The organism is Natronomonas sp. (assembly GCF_028274965.1).
Taxonomy (GTDB): domain Archaea; phylum Halobacteriota; class Halobacteria; order Halobacteriales; family Haloarculaceae; genus Natronomonas.
Window position 1 is genome coordinate 18783 of record NZ_JAQCNO010000053.1, and the last position, 13970, is coordinate 32752.

Here is a 13970-nt window from a genome sequence, read left to right on the forward strand (position 1 = left end):
ATAACAATGTTTAGGTAGGCCTAAAAATATGGACAGCGACGAACTCGGAGACGGACTGGATCGGCGCCGCGTGCTCGCGGGGGTCGGCGCGCTCGGCGCGGCCGGCCTCGCCGGGTGCTTCAGCGGAAACACCGACGAGCCGACTGACTCCCCGGTCGGTCAGATCGGGTCCGGCCGGGAGGGACGCGGCGCGCCGGGCGGCATGCCGATCGCCGACATGCCGCCGCTGTCGGGCGAGTTGACCGTCTACTCGGGGCGCGGGGAGTTTCTCGTCGGCGCGCTCGTGCAGTTCATCGAGGACCAGTACGACGACTTCTCGCTCACGGTCCGGTACAGCGGCTCGACGGACCTCGTCAACCAGATCGTCAACGAGGGCGACGGATCGCCGGCCGACGTGTTTTACTCCGTCAACGCCGGCGCCCTCGGCGCGCTCGCCGAGGAGGGCCGCACCGCCTCCCTCCCGGAGGACGTCCTCGGGATGGTCCCCTCGGAGTTCCGGACCGACGAGTGGGTCGGAACGTCCGGCCGCGCCCGGAGCGTCCCGTACAACACCGACGTCCTCTCCGAGGAGGACATGCCCGATGACATCATGGTCTATCCCGACGAGTTCGACGGCGACCTCGGGTGGGCGCCCTCCTACGGCTCCTGTCAGGCCTTTCTCACAGTAATGCGCATTCTCGAGGGCGAGGAGGCGACCCGCGAGTGGATCGACGGCGTCCTCGAGGCGGGGATCCGGGCGTATCCAGACGAGTTCGCCGCCTGTCAGGCGATCGCCGACGGTGAGATCGACGCCGCGTTCACCAACCACTACTACATCCAGCGGGTGCTGGACGGGAGCCCCGGCGCGTCGATCGGGACGGCCTTCACCCGCGGCGACGCCGGGGCCGTCTTCAACGTCGCCGGCGCGGCGGTCGTCGACACGGCCTCGGACGCCGAACTCGCGGGGAACTTCGTCCGACACCTCCTTTCGGCGGAGGCCCAAGACTACTTCGCGCGATCGACCTTCGAGTACCCGCTCGTCCCGGACGTCGATCCGATCGGGGGCCTCCCGACGGTCGACGAACTCGACGTCCCCGACATCGACCTGACGCAGCTCTCGGACTTAGAGGCGACCGTTGATCTTATGCGGGAGGCCGGCGTCGACATCTGAACGGCCGCGTCCACCGTGTTGCCCCCACCGATCCGCGCGCTCCGTCGACGCCTTTCGTCCGCACGCAGCCCCGCCCTCGGCCGGGGTCGCGTCGGGCGGGCGCCGCTCGTTGGGCTTTTCGTCGCCGTCGCCGCCGGCGGTGCCGTTTTCGCCGTCGCGGCGACCGTGTTCGGGTACCACTCGAGCAACCACGACGAGGCCGTCTATCTGCTCCAGGCGGCGATGCTTCTAGAGGGGCAACTGGCGGTACAGGCCGGGGAGTTGGCCGGGGCGTTCCGGCCGTGGTTCTTCATCGAGGACGGCGGGCGGCTCTACCCGAAGTACACCCCCGTTCCGGCCGCGATGTTCGCGGTCTCGATGGGGCTGTTCGGGGAGCCGCGGGTGACGCTTGCGGTCGTCGCCGCCGCCAACGCGGCGCTCGTGTACCTCCTCGGGACGATGCTCGCCGGTCGCCGGGTGGGCGCGGTCGCCGCCGTCGCGTTCGCGGCGTCGCCGATGGCGCTCGTCACGACCGCGGCATTCCTCCCGTACGCGCCGACGACGCTCTGGAACCTCCTGTTCGCCGTCGCGTATCTGCGGGGGCTTCGCGACGGGTCGGCCCCCGCGGCGGCCGTCGCCGGGGTCGCCATCGGGATCGCCTTCTTCGCCCGGCCGTTCACGGCGGTCCTGTTCGCGGCTCCGTTCGTCTGTCACGCGCTGTATCGGGTCGTCGCCTCGCTTCACAGAGAGGGGCTCTGGCCGCCGTCGGGGGCCGTCCGCCGACAGGGCCTCACCGCCGCGATCGGCCTGTGTTTCGTCGGCGTGACGCTCGCGTACAACCTCCGGATGACCGGCTCGCCGCTCGTGTTCCCCTACGAGGCCTTCGCGCCGCTCGATGGCCCCGGGTTCGGGCGGCGGCGGATCCTCGAGCACTCGATCGTGTACTCGCCCGCCGTGGCGCTCGAGTCGAACGGCTACGCGCTTTGGTACCTCCTGACGCGGTGGTTCACCGCGGGCGCGGTCGGCAGCGCGTTCGCCCTCGGCGGGGTCGGGTACGCGCTGTACCGCGCGGTTCGGGGCCGCGGGCCGGCGCTCGGTCCGGGGACAGGACCCGGGAACGCCATCGACGACGTCGAGGGTCGTGGCTCGGTGCGGCGGCCCGGAACGGCGCTCGTCGGCGGCCTGTTCGTCACCGTCCCGGTCGGGAACGTCTTCTTTTGGGGCAACCACAACATGCTCGCGACCCGGACCGACCCGACCGACGGGATCGTCTCGCAGTTCGGCCCGATATACCACTTCGATCTGCTCGTTCCGCTGTCGGTGTTCGCCGCGATCGCGGCCGTCGCCTGCTGGCGGGCGCTGCCCGCGCTCCGGTCCGAACTCGGACGGTGGGTGTCGCCGGCGGCGGCGCGGGGCCTCGTCGTCGCCGTCGTCCTCGCCGCCGTGGTGTTCGCGGGCGCGGTGAACGCCGCGGCCGTCTCCGGACCGCTCGAGCGGAACGCGGCGCACGGAGACAAGCACGCGACCGCGTACGAACCGATCGAGGAGGCGTCGTTCGACGACGCGCTTGTCTTTCTCCCGACGCCGTACGGGGAGTGGCAGAACCACCCGTTTCAGTACCTCCGCAACGACCCCGGCCTCGACGGGGACGTCGTGTACGCGCTCGATCGGGGTCCGGGCGAGGACTTCGAGGTGATCGACGCCTACCCCGATCGGACGCGGTACCGCTACGCCTACCAGGGCGAGTGGACGCCGGACGCCGCCCGCCGCGTGACGCCGAAACTCGAGGCGATCGAACCCCGGCGCGGGGAGACCCTGCGCGCGCGGACGACCGTCGGGGTTCCCGACCGCGTCGACCGCGTCCGGGTCCGGTTGGACGCCGGCGGGGACGAACGCGCCGGATACACCGTCGAGGACCCGACGGAGTCGTTCGCCGTCGGGTGGTCCCTGCGCGGCGACGGCGCGCGACTCGACGCCCCCGGGGCGGACGCGGTCGTCGGACTCGACGGCCCCGAAACCGTCGTGGTGACCGTGACGCTCGTCCAGCCCGGGGGCTCGACGCTCACCTACCGCCAGGAGGCGAGCGTCCGGACGACAGAGGGCGGCGTCGAGGTCGTCTGGCCGCCGGAGCGGTACGTCTGTCGGCTCGTGACCGAGTGCGGAAACGAGGGGACCTACCTCCCGGACGACCCGGACGCACACCTCGATGGGGTGCGCTTCGAGACACGGATCGAGTCCGCGGAGGGCGCAAGCGACAGGCCGGCGACGCGGCAGGCGGCTCCGAACGGAGAAACGACGGCGGAACGACAATGGCGGACCACGCGAACGGAGAACCAATGAACGAACCGGAGACACCGACGAACGGGAACGGACGGACCGGCGGGACTGTGATCGAACGAACGGCGGGGGCGGCTCCCGAGGCGGACCCGACGACCGCGACGTCACTCGCGGGCGGGGGGACGGGGCGGTGACGTCCGGAACGGCACAGCGGGTGCTCCTCACCGGGGGCGCGGGGTTCATCGGGTCGCGGCTGGCCCGGCGGCTCCGGGAGGAGGGTCGTGAGGTCACCGTCGTCGACGACCTCTCGAACGGGGACGAGAGCCGGGTCCCGGAGGGGGTCGAGTTCCTCGAACGGGACCTGACGCGATCGGGGGCGTTGGCCGAGGTCGTCACGCCGGAGTACGGGATCGTCTACCACCTGGCCTCCCGGAAGGCGGTGAACGACCCCGACCCGCGCGGGCAGTTCCGCGAGAACACCGGGATGGCCTACGCCCTGCTGGAGGCGGTTCTCGACGCCGACATCCCCGAGGTCGCCTTCACCTCGAGTTCGACCGTCTACGGGGAGGCCCCGCGTCCGACGCCGGAGGACTACGCCCCGCTGGAGCCGATAAGCGGCTACGGGGCGAGCAAACTCGCCGCCGAGGCCGTCCTCTCGACTGGGGCCCACGCCCACGGCCTCACCGTCTACAACTACCGCTTTGCGAACATCGTCGGCCCGGGGCTCCGGGGGGCCGTCGTGCCCGATTTCATCGAGAAGCTCCGCGAGGACCCCGAGACGCTGCGGATCCTCGGGGACGGCCGCCAGGAGAAGTCCTACATGCACCTCGAGGACTGCATCGACGCGATGCTGTACGTCGAGGAGCACGCCGACGGGCCGATGGCGACCTACAACCTCGGGACCCGGACGACGACCTCGGTGAACCGGATCGCCGACATCGTCGCCGAGGAGATGGGGCTCTCGCCGGCGTACGAGTACACCGGCGGGGACCGGGGCTGGACCGGCGACGTCCCGCGAATGCGACTCTCGATCGAGAAGCTCACCGGGCTCGGCTACGAGCCCTCGATCGGGAGCGACGAGGCGGTCAGGCGGGCGACGCGTGAGCTCCGCGCGGAGCTGTGACGGGACAGAAAGCGCGCGGCGTGCGACCGGAGGCCGTTTCGGGTGCGGCCGGAGCTACCGGAACCGCTCTTCGAGACAGACCGAGACGATCGATTTGCCGATCGCGAGGCCGCCCTCGATCGGGTCGAGTTTCGTTTCGCCGAGGCGCTCGGCGTACTCGATCGGGTGCTCGCGGACGTCGTAGCCCCGCATCAGCGGCCTGATGAGCAGTTCCGCCGAGAGCCCGGTGTTTTCGCGCCAGCGGATCGACTCGACGACCTCGCGGCGGTAGGCGCGCATGCCGGTCGTGGTGTCGTGGACCCGCCGGCCCATCAGGACGCTCGCGACGAGCGCGAAGGCGCGGTTGCCGAAGCGGTTGAACGCCGGCATCGTCTCGGCGCCGTGATACAGCCGGTCGCCGCTGACCACGTCGTGGCCCTCGTTGATCAACGAGAGGAACTCGGGGAGCTGTTCCATCGGGTACGTGTCGTCGCAGTCGGTCGTGACGACGACGGGGCGGTCGGGGGCGAGGAGCGCCTCCCGGACCGCGACGCCGTAGCCCTGTGGCTCCTGTTCGATGACGCGGGCGCCGTGCTCGCGGGCGATCTCCGGCGTCCGGTCCGAGGAGCCGTCGACGCAGACGACCTCGGCTCGCCCGTCCGTGACCCGATCGATGTCCGTCAGGACGGTCCCGATCGCCGCCTCCTCGTTGTACGTCCCCATCACGACGCTGAGGTCCTCGAACCCGTAGTCGTCGGCGTCGGCGTCGGTCGACGCTTCGGCTCCGGCGGTCCCGGACGCGGCGTCCGATCCCGCGGCTGCGCCGTTTGCGTCCGCGTCGAGGTCCGCCGTAACGTCCGCATCGCGTGCTGTTTCGTTCATGACCGGAGCGTTTCCGCCGAGCGCACTTGAGCTTTTAGGTTTACCTAAAAATTAGTGGAGCGCCGCCGCGACGCTGTCGGCCGCCCGCAGCGCCAGCGCGGCGATCGTGAGCGTCGGGTTCATCGCCCCGGCGGTCGGGAAGACGCTGCTCGAGGCGATCCAGCAGTTCCCGAGGTCGTGGGTTCGCAACTCGGCGTCGACGACGCTTTCCTCGGGGTCCTCGCCCATCCGCGTCGTCCCCATGTGGTGGTACGCCGGACCGGTGTTTTCGGGGCCGACCTGCCAGCCGATGTCGACGCCCAGCTCCTCGAGGATCTCGCGTTGGATCTCGTTGGCCCGCTCGATCGTCCGGAGCGCCCGGTCGCCGACCGTCCAGTTGATCTCCGGGACCGGGTTGCCGCGGTGGTCGGTCCGGTCCGGATCGAGCGCCACGCGGCTCTCCTCGCGGGGGAGCTGTTCGACGAGCGCCCCCATGCCGATGTGGTTCCCGTAGTCCGCGCGGATCCGCTCGAGCAGCGCGTCGCCCCAGTCGTCGCCGGTGAGCGCCATCGTGACCGGCGAGGGGCCGTCGTAGTTGAAAAACTCCAGCTTGAACGGTCCGGTCTCCTCGTCGGCCTCGTCGTAGAACTGGTCGCACCCGCTCGTGAGAAATCCGACGTGGTTCTGTCGGGTCGGCTCGTCGAGCAGCCCCCCCATCCCCGCGAAGAGGTGGTCCATGAAGAACGACCCGACCAGCCCCGAGGAGTTCGCCAGCCCCTCTGGGTACTGCGAGGACTCGGACAACAACAGGAGTCGCGGCGTCTCGACGCCGCCGCAGGCGACGACGAACGCCTCTGCGGTCTGGCGGTGCTGTGTGCCGTCGGGGGTCGCATAGACCGCCGCCGTCACCCGCTCGGCGTCGTGATCGAGGTACTCAACCGGCGCGCGATCGAGGACCGTCGCGCCCTTCCGCTCGGCGCGGTCGACGTGAACCGTCGCGTCGTACTTCGCCCCCGACGGACAGACGGGCTGGCAGGTGCCGTAGCCGACGCAGGCCGAGCGGTCGTCGTAGGCCTCCGAGTTGCGCGCGTTCGGGACCGAGTGCATGTCGATCCCGAGTTCCTCGCAGGCCTCCGCGAACAGCGAGTCGCTGTAGGACGGCGAGAACGCCGGCATCGGGTGGGGCTGTTCCCGCGGCGGCGCGTAGGGGTTGTCGTCGGCGCCGGCGACCCCCAACTCGCGTTCGGCCGCGGCGTAGTGCGGGCGGAGGTCGGCGTACTCGATCGGCCAGTCGGGCCCGACGCCGCGTTCGGACCCGGAGTTGAAGTCGTCCTCGTGGAGGCGGACGACCATCCCCTGCCAGTGCAGCGTCGACCCGCCGATCCCCTTGACGCGGGCGTGGTTCAGCGGGTAGAACCACTCGCCGCCGTTGCTGTGGGCGTCGCGGTCGCCGCCGACGTCCCAGACGTCGGGGCGGTCGAAGGCGGGCCGGATCGCGCGCTCCTGTCGTTCGATCCGGTCGGCGGGGTCGAACCGCGGGCCGGCCTCAAGCACGACGACCTCGTGGTCGGCGGCCAGCCGGTCGGCGATCAGCCCCCCGGCCGGCCCGGCCCCGATCACGCAGACGTCGGCGGACTCGACGGGCGTCCGGTCGGCGCTCGGGCCGACGGAGCGCGTCATCGGGGCCCCCTCGCGTAGCTCTCTGCGCCCCCGGGGTAGCCCTGGGGGTTCTCGATCCCGGCGAGTTCCCCGCCCGTCGGGGAGGCGTACAGCGCGAGGAGGAGTTCGTTGACGACGTAGTACCGGACCCGCTCGGCGGTCGTCCCGTCGGGGTCCTCCTCGGCGGTGTCGGCCCCGAGTTCCCGGAGGAGGCGGTCGCGGGTCTCGGCCGACAGCGCCGCGATCGGCGCGTCGTACCACGAGCGGGCGATCCCGTCGACCTCGGCGACCGTCTCCCGCAGCGCCCGGGCGTGGGGGTCGCCGGTCAGGCGACCGTCGAGAAAGCCGTTGACGAACGCCTCGACACCCGAGACCTCCTCTGGGTACACGACCCGCGCGACCGCGACGAGCGACGCACGCACCTGCTCGTCGGTGATCGGGTCGGCCCCCTCGTCGGAGGCCGACGCCCCGTCGCCGGAGTCGCGGACCCGGTCGGCCCCCAGCGCGACGCCGCCCGTCGCTCCGATCGCGGCGAGTGCGGCCGCCGCGTCGCGCCTGGTCAGTTCCATGCGGTGTTTAGGCGGACCTAAACGCTTATATCCGTCGGACCGAACCGGTCCACACATAACCGACGCGCCGGTAGGGAAGACAGACCGCCGTCCCGGCGGCACCCGACACCGACACCGACCGATGGACCTACCCAACAGAATCGCGCTCCGCTCGGCCGACCGGACCGCCTCGACGTGGCTCGTCGTGCTGTCGGGAGCCATCGCGGTCGCGCTCGTCTTCCCGCTTCTGTGGCTCGTTATCGAGGCCGTCAGGGTCGACCGGGGGCGCGCCTCGGAGCTGCTTTTCAGCGCGGGGACCGCCGACGTGCTGCTCAACAGCCTGCTTTTGATGGGCGGCGTGACGGCGTGTTCGATCCTGCTCGGCGTGCCGCTTGCGTACCTGACGGTCCGGACCGACCTCCCGTTCCGTCGGTTCTGGTCCGTTGCCGTTGCGCTCCCGCTCGTCGTCCCCAGCTACATCGGGGCGTTCGCGTTCGTCTCCGCGTTCGGCCCCAACGGCGAGTTCCACGCGCTGTTGTCGCCGCTCGGCATCGATCGGGTGCCGCAGGTGTACGGCCTCCCCGGCGCGGTGTTCGTGATCACGCTGTACACCTACCCATACGTGTACCTCACGACCCGGGCCGCGCTGCTCTCGTTCGACACGCGGCTGTTCGACGCGGCCAGGACGCTCAACCAGGGCCGGTGGGCGTCGTTTCGCCGGATCACGCTCCCGCAGGTCCGACCGGCGGTGGGGGCCGGCGCGCTGTTGACCGCGCTGTACGCCGTCTCGGATTTCGGAACGCCGGCGATCATGCGGCTGTCGGTGTTCACCCGGCAGATCTACGTCGAGTACAACGCCTTCGGGCGCGACTACGCCGCGTTGCTCTCGCTGCAGTTGCTCGGCGTCGTCGTCGTCGTCCTCGCCTTGGAGTGGCTCGTCCGGACAGACGACACGGTCCAAGGCGACGACGCCGAGCGGGCGGGCAGTCGGGTCCGACTGGGGGCGTGGCGCTGGCCGGCGAGTCTGCTCCCGGCGGGCGTCTCGACGGTCGCGCTCGCGGTCCCCGTCTGGATACTGCTGTTGTGGCTCCGCCGCGCCGACGCCGGCCGCCGCCCGTCGCTCGCCTTCGAGTGGACGCAGGTGCTCAACTCCGTCTCGATCTCCGCCGCGACCGCCGCCGTCGCAGCGCTCGTTGCGCTGCCGATCGCGTACTACGCCGCCACGGACGACTCGCGGTTGGCGCTCGTCTTCGAGCGGATGACCTACGTCGGCTTTGCCGTTCCCGGGGTCGTGTTGGCCCTGGCGCTCGTGTACTTCGGCGCTGGATACCTCCCGTCGGTTTACCAGACGCTCCCGCTTTTGGTGTTCGCGTACGTCGTTCGGTTTCTCCCGCAGGCCGTCGGCTCCTCGCGGACGTCGATGCTACAGATCGACCCCAAGCTCGTCGAGGCCGGTCGCACGCTCGGCGAGTCGTCGCTCGGGACGTTCAGGCGGATCACGTTCCCGCTGACGCGCTCGGGGATCGTCGCCGGCGCGGCGCTGGTGTTCCTGACGACGATGAAGGAACTGCCCGTGACCCTCATTCTCCGGCCCTCGGGGTTCGAGACGATCGTCACGCAGATCTGGCGGGCCCAGGACACCGCGCTGTACCAGTACGCCGCGATCCCGGCGCTCTTGCTGTTGGGCATCTCCGGGCTGTCGATGGTCGTGTTGCTCTCTCAGGAGGGGACAGACGGGGGGCTGTGAGCGGGTCGAACCGGGGGCGGAACCCATCTCGTCCCGTCCCACCCCGCCCCGGGCGTCACCCGATAGCGACGGTCGCGTTGGCCGCCGGACGGTCGTTCAGGCGCGTCCCGACGGTGTACTGGCCGGACTCTGTCGGGTTGTCGACGGCGGGGTACTCGACCACCACGGTGTCGCCCGACGAGAGCGCGTACCCGGTGTCGAGCGTGACGTCGAAGGAGTACGCGTTGTTGTTGACGCCGCTGATGTTCGTCTCGTTGAACCGGCGTTCGACCTCGCCGTCGCCGTCGCTGTCGACACCGATCCCGATCTGATCGTGTTGGGCCGCCCGGACGGTGAAACGGTCCCGGGGGTACGTGGCCCCGATCGCGCTCAGTTCCTCGCCTTCGGCCGTCTCCTCGACCTCGATTACGACCGACTGCGTCACGTTCGTCGCTCCCGTGTCGTTGCTCTCGACGTCGACGCCGGGATCGGTGCCGGTCCCGTCGGATCCGGCTCCGGGAACACCGGAGCAGCCGGCGAGTGCGATCACCGCGACGGCCACGACGGCCAGCGCTGTTCTGTTCACGCCCGGGGGTTACGGGAACCGCGTTGAATGCGTTACGGTCCGGAGTCGGCCACAAGGGATACAATCCCCGTCGGTCGCCGGCCTCGACGCGTCTCGGGCCGTCGACGAACCGACGAGTGCCCCCGGACGCGTCGGCTATCCGGGAACTTATAAAAGCGTCGGGTGTAGCGACCGGCATGTCAGCGAGTCCGACGATGTGGAAGGTGTACGCGGGCGGATACGCGTTCCTCGGGGGCGTCGCGGTGATCGTGGCGCTCGCCTCGGCAACGGACGCGGTGACGCAGGCGATCGGCGTCTCGACGGTCTACGCGTCGATCGTCATCGCCTTCCCAGCGATACTGACGGGGACCATCGCGTGGGGCGTCATCGTCGAGCAGCGCCGGCACTACGCGTACAGCACCGGGGTCTGGTTCGGCGCCGCGACCGCGGTGCTGACGGTGTTCGTGTGGCTGTTCGTGTTCGTGTTCCTGCGCGGACCCCTGTTTTTGACGCGGGTGACGGTGATCCTCCCCGTGCTCGCGGGCGCCGCAGTCATTGGCGGCCTCGCGGGCGTGCCGCTCATGTACGCCCGAACTCGCTCGGGCACGCCGGAGGAGGCCTGAGGCCCCTCCCGAGGCGCCGACGCCGGGAGCACCGACGCGAGGAGGGTAACAGGGACGGGACCGGGGCCGGGACCGATGGTTTATGTCCGATCGCGGCCAAGACGTTGGTATGATACCCGATACGTTCCCCGCGGAAGCGGGGACGCCGGTCCGCGCCCCGCGTCGGCCGTCGGCGGTGGAGTGTCGCGCCGGCCCGGAGGCGGCCGACCCCGGCGTCGTCGGGACGGCGGGCGCCGCGAGCACCGTCGCCCCGGCTGGCACCCGGTAGCCGATGGGGGCTGCACGCGTCGGATCGGGGGCGGCGGGCGCGGCCGGGGACGCGGTCGCGTGGCTGCTCGCACAGGCGCCCGGCGCCGGCCTGCCGGCGGTGTCGGGCGGCAACGTCGATCTGGTCGTCTTCTCTGTGGTCGGGCTGCTCGCCGGGGCGCACTGTCTCGGGATGTGCGGCCCGCTCGTCACCGCCTACGCCGACCAGTTCAACCCCCAACGCGGCGGCAGGCGGACGAACGCGCTGACGCTGTACGAGGTCAGACAGCACGCGCTTTTCAACCTCGGGCGGGCGGCGAGTTACGCGTTCCTGGGCGGGGTCTTCGGGCTGGTCGGCGGGCTGGCGTTCGCGTCGGTCGATACGGTGACAGCGGTCGGCAACGGCGTCCGAGCGACGGTCGGGATCGCCGTCGGTCTCGCGATCGTCGCAAGCGGCGTGTACTACCTCCGGGGGCAGTCCGGGGTTCCACACGGGATCCCGGTCGTGTCGCCGGCGTTCAGGTGGGTGTCGAGCCAACTCACCGGACGGATCGGTCGGCTCGCGGACTCGCCGGGGATCGTCGGCCTGGGGGCCGTCCACGGGCTGCTCCCGTGCCCGATCATCTACCCGGCGTACCTCTACGCGTTCGCCCTCGGCGACCCGGCCCGGGCGGCCCTCTCGCTCGGCGTTTTGGGTCTCGGGACGATCCCGACGCTTTTCGTGTACGGGACGGCGCTCGGGTCGCTCGCGACGGCGAACCGGGTCCGGTTGCACCGGGTGTTGGGGGTCGCGTTCGTCGTCCTCGGATACGTCCCGCTGCAGCACGGCCTGATGCTGTACGGCGTCCACCTGCCCCGCCCGCCGATCCCGTTCTACCAGCCGCTTTGAGCCGCGCGCTCGACGATCGGAGGCCCCACCGACGGGGGGGTTACCGCCCGACGGTGCCCGCTCGCGTGACGGGGGCGTCCGGATCGATCGCGAAGGCGACGACGGTGGCGTCCTCGGTCGCAGTGACGGACGCGTCCCCGACCACGAGGGCGCTTTCGGTGTACCCGACCGACTCCCCGCCGACCTCGACGCCGCCCTCGAAGACGTACAGGTAGGTGTGTCGGCCCGGACGGTCGGGGAGTGCGACCGTGGCGCCGGCGGCGAGCCGGCAGTCATAAAACTCGACGCCGTTGCGGACGGACAGCGGGGCGTCGGTTCCCTCGGGGCCGAACAGGTGCCGCCACTCGCCGGCGACCGGATCGGGGATCGGCTCGTGCTGAATACCGGGTTCGAGACCGAGGCTGTGCGGGCGGACGAAGATCTGGAGCATCCGCAGCGGCGGGTCCTCCGCGAGCGTCTCCTCGGCGTGCCAGAAGCCGCTGCCGGCGTTCATCGCCATCAGGTGCTCGGGGTCGGTGACGAGTTCGTTGCCCCGCCGGTCGTCGTGGCGCATCACGCCATCTGGCACCCACGAGACGATCTCCTCGTTGCGGTGTTGGTGCATCGGGATCAGCGTCCCCGGGTCCATGAACGACTCGACGACGGTCGCCAAGGGCCCGTAGCCGTGGTCGTCGTGGCCGGGGACGGCCCGGCCGGGGAAATTGAAGTGGATCCGGAAGGCGCCTTGGTTCTGTGAGACGTCCGTTCGCGGCGCGGTGTGGACCCGCGGTCGGCTCTGTGCGCGCGGTGAGTCGTCCATCGCGTCACCGTACGTCCGGAGGCGGTATACCGGTTCCGCGCCGTCGGCAACGTATTTGACGCTCCGGGCGCACACGTCGTCGTACCGGCATGGCCGTACTGGACGAGCTCTCTGGGTTCGAGTTCGAGGACGTGATGGAGGACGTCTTTCGGAACCTCGGCTACGAGAACGTCCGGCAGGCCGCCCGGACGGCCGACGAGGGCCGCGACGTCGTCATGGAGGAGGTCGTCGACGGCACCCGCCGCGCGGTCGTCGTCGAGTGCAAACACACCGAAACGGTCGGACGGCCCGTCGTCCAGAAGCTCCACTCGGCGATCGCGACGTTCGAGTTCGACGGCCCGAAACGCGGCGTCGTCGTCACGACCGGTCGGTTCACCGGGCCCGCCAAGGAGTACGCCGAGAGGCTCCGAGAGCGCGACGATCCGTACCCGATCGAGCTGCTCGACGGCGAGGACCTCCGGGAGATCGCCGACGAGATCGGGCTGGATCTCTACAACGGCCGTATCGAGATCCTCTGTGAGGAGACCCTCCGGCCGCACGATCCGACCGCAGGGATCGACGCGCCCGTCCGGGAGGCGTTCCGCGACGTCGAGAACATCGGGGCTGCGGAGGTCCCGAGCCCGCGCTCGCGGGTAACGTTCCGTCCGGTGGTCGCGATCACCGCCGACACGGACGCCGTCTTCGAGACCTCGGTCGGCGTGATCCACCGGATCGACGACCGCACGCGGTTCGTCGTCCACGCCGAGCGCGAGCGTCCGCGGGTCGCCGACGAGGAGGTCGCGACGCTCGTCGCCGAGAACCGCCACGCGACGGTCGACGTCGGGTCCGAGCGGTTCGGGGAGGCCTTCGACGACGTCGAGAAACGGCGGTTCGGCCGGACACAGACGGGCTACAAGGAGTGGGCCGTCGAGCGCCTCCGGGAGTACCACACGACGACGGTGACCTACACCGGCGACAACAACGTCACGTACGACAGGGCCTGTGAGCCGAACCGCTCGGACGTCTCGGTGCAGTCGATCGAGCCGGTCTACCTCCCTGAGGTCCGACAGACGACGGAGCTACTGGAGTACTCCTACCCCTACGAGTACTACGCCGCCGGCCCCTCGCGGGTCGCAGTCGAGGACGGCATCCATCGGTGCGTCCACTGCGAGACCAGCGGCGCCGACGGGACGTACACCTTCTGTCCGAACTGCGGGGCGATCGCCTGCGAGAGCCACATCAGGGCCGAACGGCTCGAGGGGGAGCCGGTCTGTACCGGCTGTGCGGTGACCGAGCGGTTCGCGCTGAAGAGGAAGCACTTCTACGACGAGGAGAACCTCGAGGCGTTCCGCGAGGAGTACGCCGCCATGTCGCTCCGCGAGAAGGCGACGGAGAACCGAGCGTTGCTCGGCGTGGCCGCGGCGCTGGTCCTCGTCGCGCTTTTCGCCGTCACCGTCGCCGTCGTCTGAACTGCGGGTGGGGCCAAGCCGAAGCCTCCGTCCGGCGTCCGATGTCGGCCCCGGATCGCGGCGTCCGGCCCGCGGTCGCGCCCGAAAGGAGGGGGTGG

The 13970-nt window shown here is 70.6% G+C and carries 13 protein-coding genes; 8 read left to right on the top strand and 5 right to left on the bottom strand.

All coding sequences use genetic code 11. The features are described from left to right. The first annotated feature begins 28 nt into the window (after window positions 1–28). The 3 genes from Q0916_RS07770 (at window position 29) to Q0916_RS07780 (ending at window position 4529) form a co-directional block, all read left to right on the top strand. Window positions 29–1150 (top strand): extracellular solute-binding protein, encoded by a 1122-nt coding sequence (locus tag Q0916_RS07770; RefSeq protein ID WP_299236341.1) that lies wholly within the window; start codon window positions 29–31, stop codon window positions 1148–1150. Window positions 1151–1315: 165 nt separating this feature from the next. Next, window positions 1316–3469: a glycosyltransferase family 39 protein gene (locus tag Q0916_RS07775; RefSeq protein ID WP_299236343.1), complete on the top strand. Its 2154-nt coding sequence runs from the start codon at window positions 1316–1318 to the stop codon at window positions 3467–3469. A 127-nt stretch (window positions 3470–3596) separates the two neighbouring features. Then, window positions 3597–4529 carry an NAD-dependent epimerase/dehydratase family protein gene (locus Q0916_RS07780; RefSeq protein ID WP_299236344.1) on the top strand — a complete coding sequence of 311 codons (933 nt, stop codon included), beginning with the start codon at window positions 3597–3599 and terminating at the stop codon, window positions 4527–4529. A 54-nt stretch (window positions 4530–4583) separates the two neighbouring features. Here Q0916_RS07780 and Q0916_RS07785 read toward each other — a convergent pair whose 3' ends face one another. From Q0916_RS07785 to Q0916_RS07795, 3 genes are all read right to left on the bottom strand, one after another. Beyond that, window positions 4584–5231: a dolichyl-phosphate hexose transferase gene (locus tag Q0916_RS07785; protein ID WP_414689323.1), complete on the bottom strand. Its 648-nt coding sequence runs from the start codon at window positions 5229–5231 to the stop codon at window positions 4584–4586. Window positions 5232–5441: 210 nt separating this feature from the next. After that, complete coding sequence (locus tag Q0916_RS07790) at window positions 5442–7049, bottom strand: GMC family oxidoreductase (RefSeq protein WP_299236347.1); 1608 nt, start codon at window positions 7047–7049, stop codon at window positions 5442–5444. Next, window positions 7046–7597 (bottom strand): gluconate 2-dehydrogenase subunit 3 family protein, encoded by a 552-nt coding sequence (locus tag Q0916_RS07795; RefSeq protein WP_299236349.1) that lies wholly within the window; start codon window positions 7595–7597, stop codon window positions 7046–7048. Before Q0916_RS07795 ends, Q0916_RS07790 begins: the two co-directional genes overlap by 4 nt. A 121-nt stretch (window positions 7598–7718) precedes the next feature. Between Q0916_RS07795 and Q0916_RS07800 the strand changes: the two genes are divergently transcribed. Continuing rightward, on the top strand, window positions 7719–9323 hold the full coding sequence (locus Q0916_RS07800; protein ID WP_299236351.1) for an ABC transporter permease: 1605 nt from the start codon (window positions 7719–7721) through the stop codon (window positions 9321–9323). Window positions 9324–9378: 55 nt separating this feature from the next. Here Q0916_RS07800 and Q0916_RS07805 read toward each other — a convergent pair whose 3' ends face one another. After that, entirely contained in the window at window positions 9379–9888 is a 510-nt protein-coding gene (locus Q0916_RS07805; RefSeq protein ID WP_299236353.1) for a hypothetical protein, read from the bottom strand. 176 nt (window positions 9889–10064) lie between these two features. Here Q0916_RS07805 and Q0916_RS07810 point away from each other — a divergent pair, with 176 nt between their 5' ends. The 3 genes from Q0916_RS07810 (at window position 10065) to Q0916_RS07820 (ending at window position 11625) form a co-directional block, all read left to right on the top strand. Beyond that, window positions 10065–10490 carry a hypothetical protein gene (locus Q0916_RS07810; RefSeq protein WP_299236355.1) on the top strand — a complete coding sequence of 142 codons (426 nt, stop codon included), beginning with the start codon at window positions 10065–10067 and terminating at the stop codon, window positions 10488–10490. 109 nt (window positions 10491–10599) lie between these two features. Further along, window positions 10600–10758 carry a hypothetical protein gene (locus Q0916_RS07815; protein WP_299236357.1) on the top strand — a complete coding sequence of 53 codons (159 nt, stop codon included), beginning with the start codon at window positions 10600–10602 and terminating at the stop codon, window positions 10756–10758. Window positions 10759–10761: 3 nt separating this feature from the next. Then, on the top strand, window positions 10762–11625 hold the full coding sequence (locus Q0916_RS07820; protein ID WP_299236359.1) for a sulfite exporter TauE/SafE family protein: 864 nt from the start codon (window positions 10762–10764) through the stop codon (window positions 11623–11625). Between the two features lie 40 nt (window positions 11626–11665). On the opposite strand, the gene Q0916_RS07825 is transcribed toward Q0916_RS07820, so the two are convergent. Beyond that, window positions 11666–12424 (bottom strand): pirin family protein, encoded by a 759-nt coding sequence (locus Q0916_RS07825; protein WP_299236361.1) that lies wholly within the window; start codon window positions 12422–12424, stop codon window positions 11666–11668. Window positions 12425–12513: 89 nt separating this feature from the next. Between Q0916_RS07825 and Q0916_RS07830 the strand changes: the two genes are divergently transcribed. After that, window positions 12514–13872, top strand: a complete 1359-nt coding sequence (locus Q0916_RS07830; protein ID WP_299236363.1) for a restriction endonuclease — start codon at window positions 12514–12516, stop codon at window positions 13870–13872. Window positions 13873–13970 lie beyond the last annotated feature (98 nt).

Coding starts and splice junctions, on each gene's coding strand:
- Q0916_RS07770 (WP_299236341.1), top strand. CDS start 29: ATGGACAGCGACGAACTCGGAGACGGACTGGATCGGCGCCGCGTGCTC.
- Q0916_RS07785 (WP_414689323.1), bottom strand. CDS start 5,231: ATGGGGACGTACAACGAGGAGGCGGCGATCGGGACCGTCCTGACGGAC.
- Q0916_RS07790 (WP_299236347.1), bottom strand. CDS start 7,049: ATGACGCGCTCCGTCGGCCCGAGCGCCGACCGGACGCCCGTCGAGTCC.
- Q0916_RS07795 (WP_299236349.1), bottom strand. CDS start 7,597: ATGGAACTGACCAGGCGCGACGCGGCGGCCGCACTCGCCGCGATCGGA.
- Q0916_RS07800 (WP_299236351.1), top strand. CDS start 7,719: ATGGACCTACCCAACAGAATCGCGCTCCGCTCGGCCGACCGGACCGCC.
- Q0916_RS07810 (WP_299236355.1), top strand. CDS start 10,065: ATGTCAGCGAGTCCGACGATGTGGAAGGTGTACGCGGGCGGATACGCG.
- Q0916_RS07815 (WP_299236357.1), top strand. CDS start 10,600: ATGATACCCGATACGTTCCCCGCGGAAGCGGGGACGCCGGTCCGCGCC.
- Q0916_RS07820 (WP_299236359.1), top strand. CDS start 10,762: ATGGGGGCTGCACGCGTCGGATCGGGGGCGGCGGGCGCGGCCGGGGAC.
- Q0916_RS07825 (WP_299236361.1), bottom strand. CDS start 12,424: ATGGACGACTCACCGCGCGCACAGAGCCGACCGCGGGTCCACACCGCG.
- Q0916_RS07830 (WP_299236363.1), top strand. CDS start 12,514: ATGGCCGTACTGGACGAGCTCTCTGGGTTCGAGTTCGAGGACGTGATG.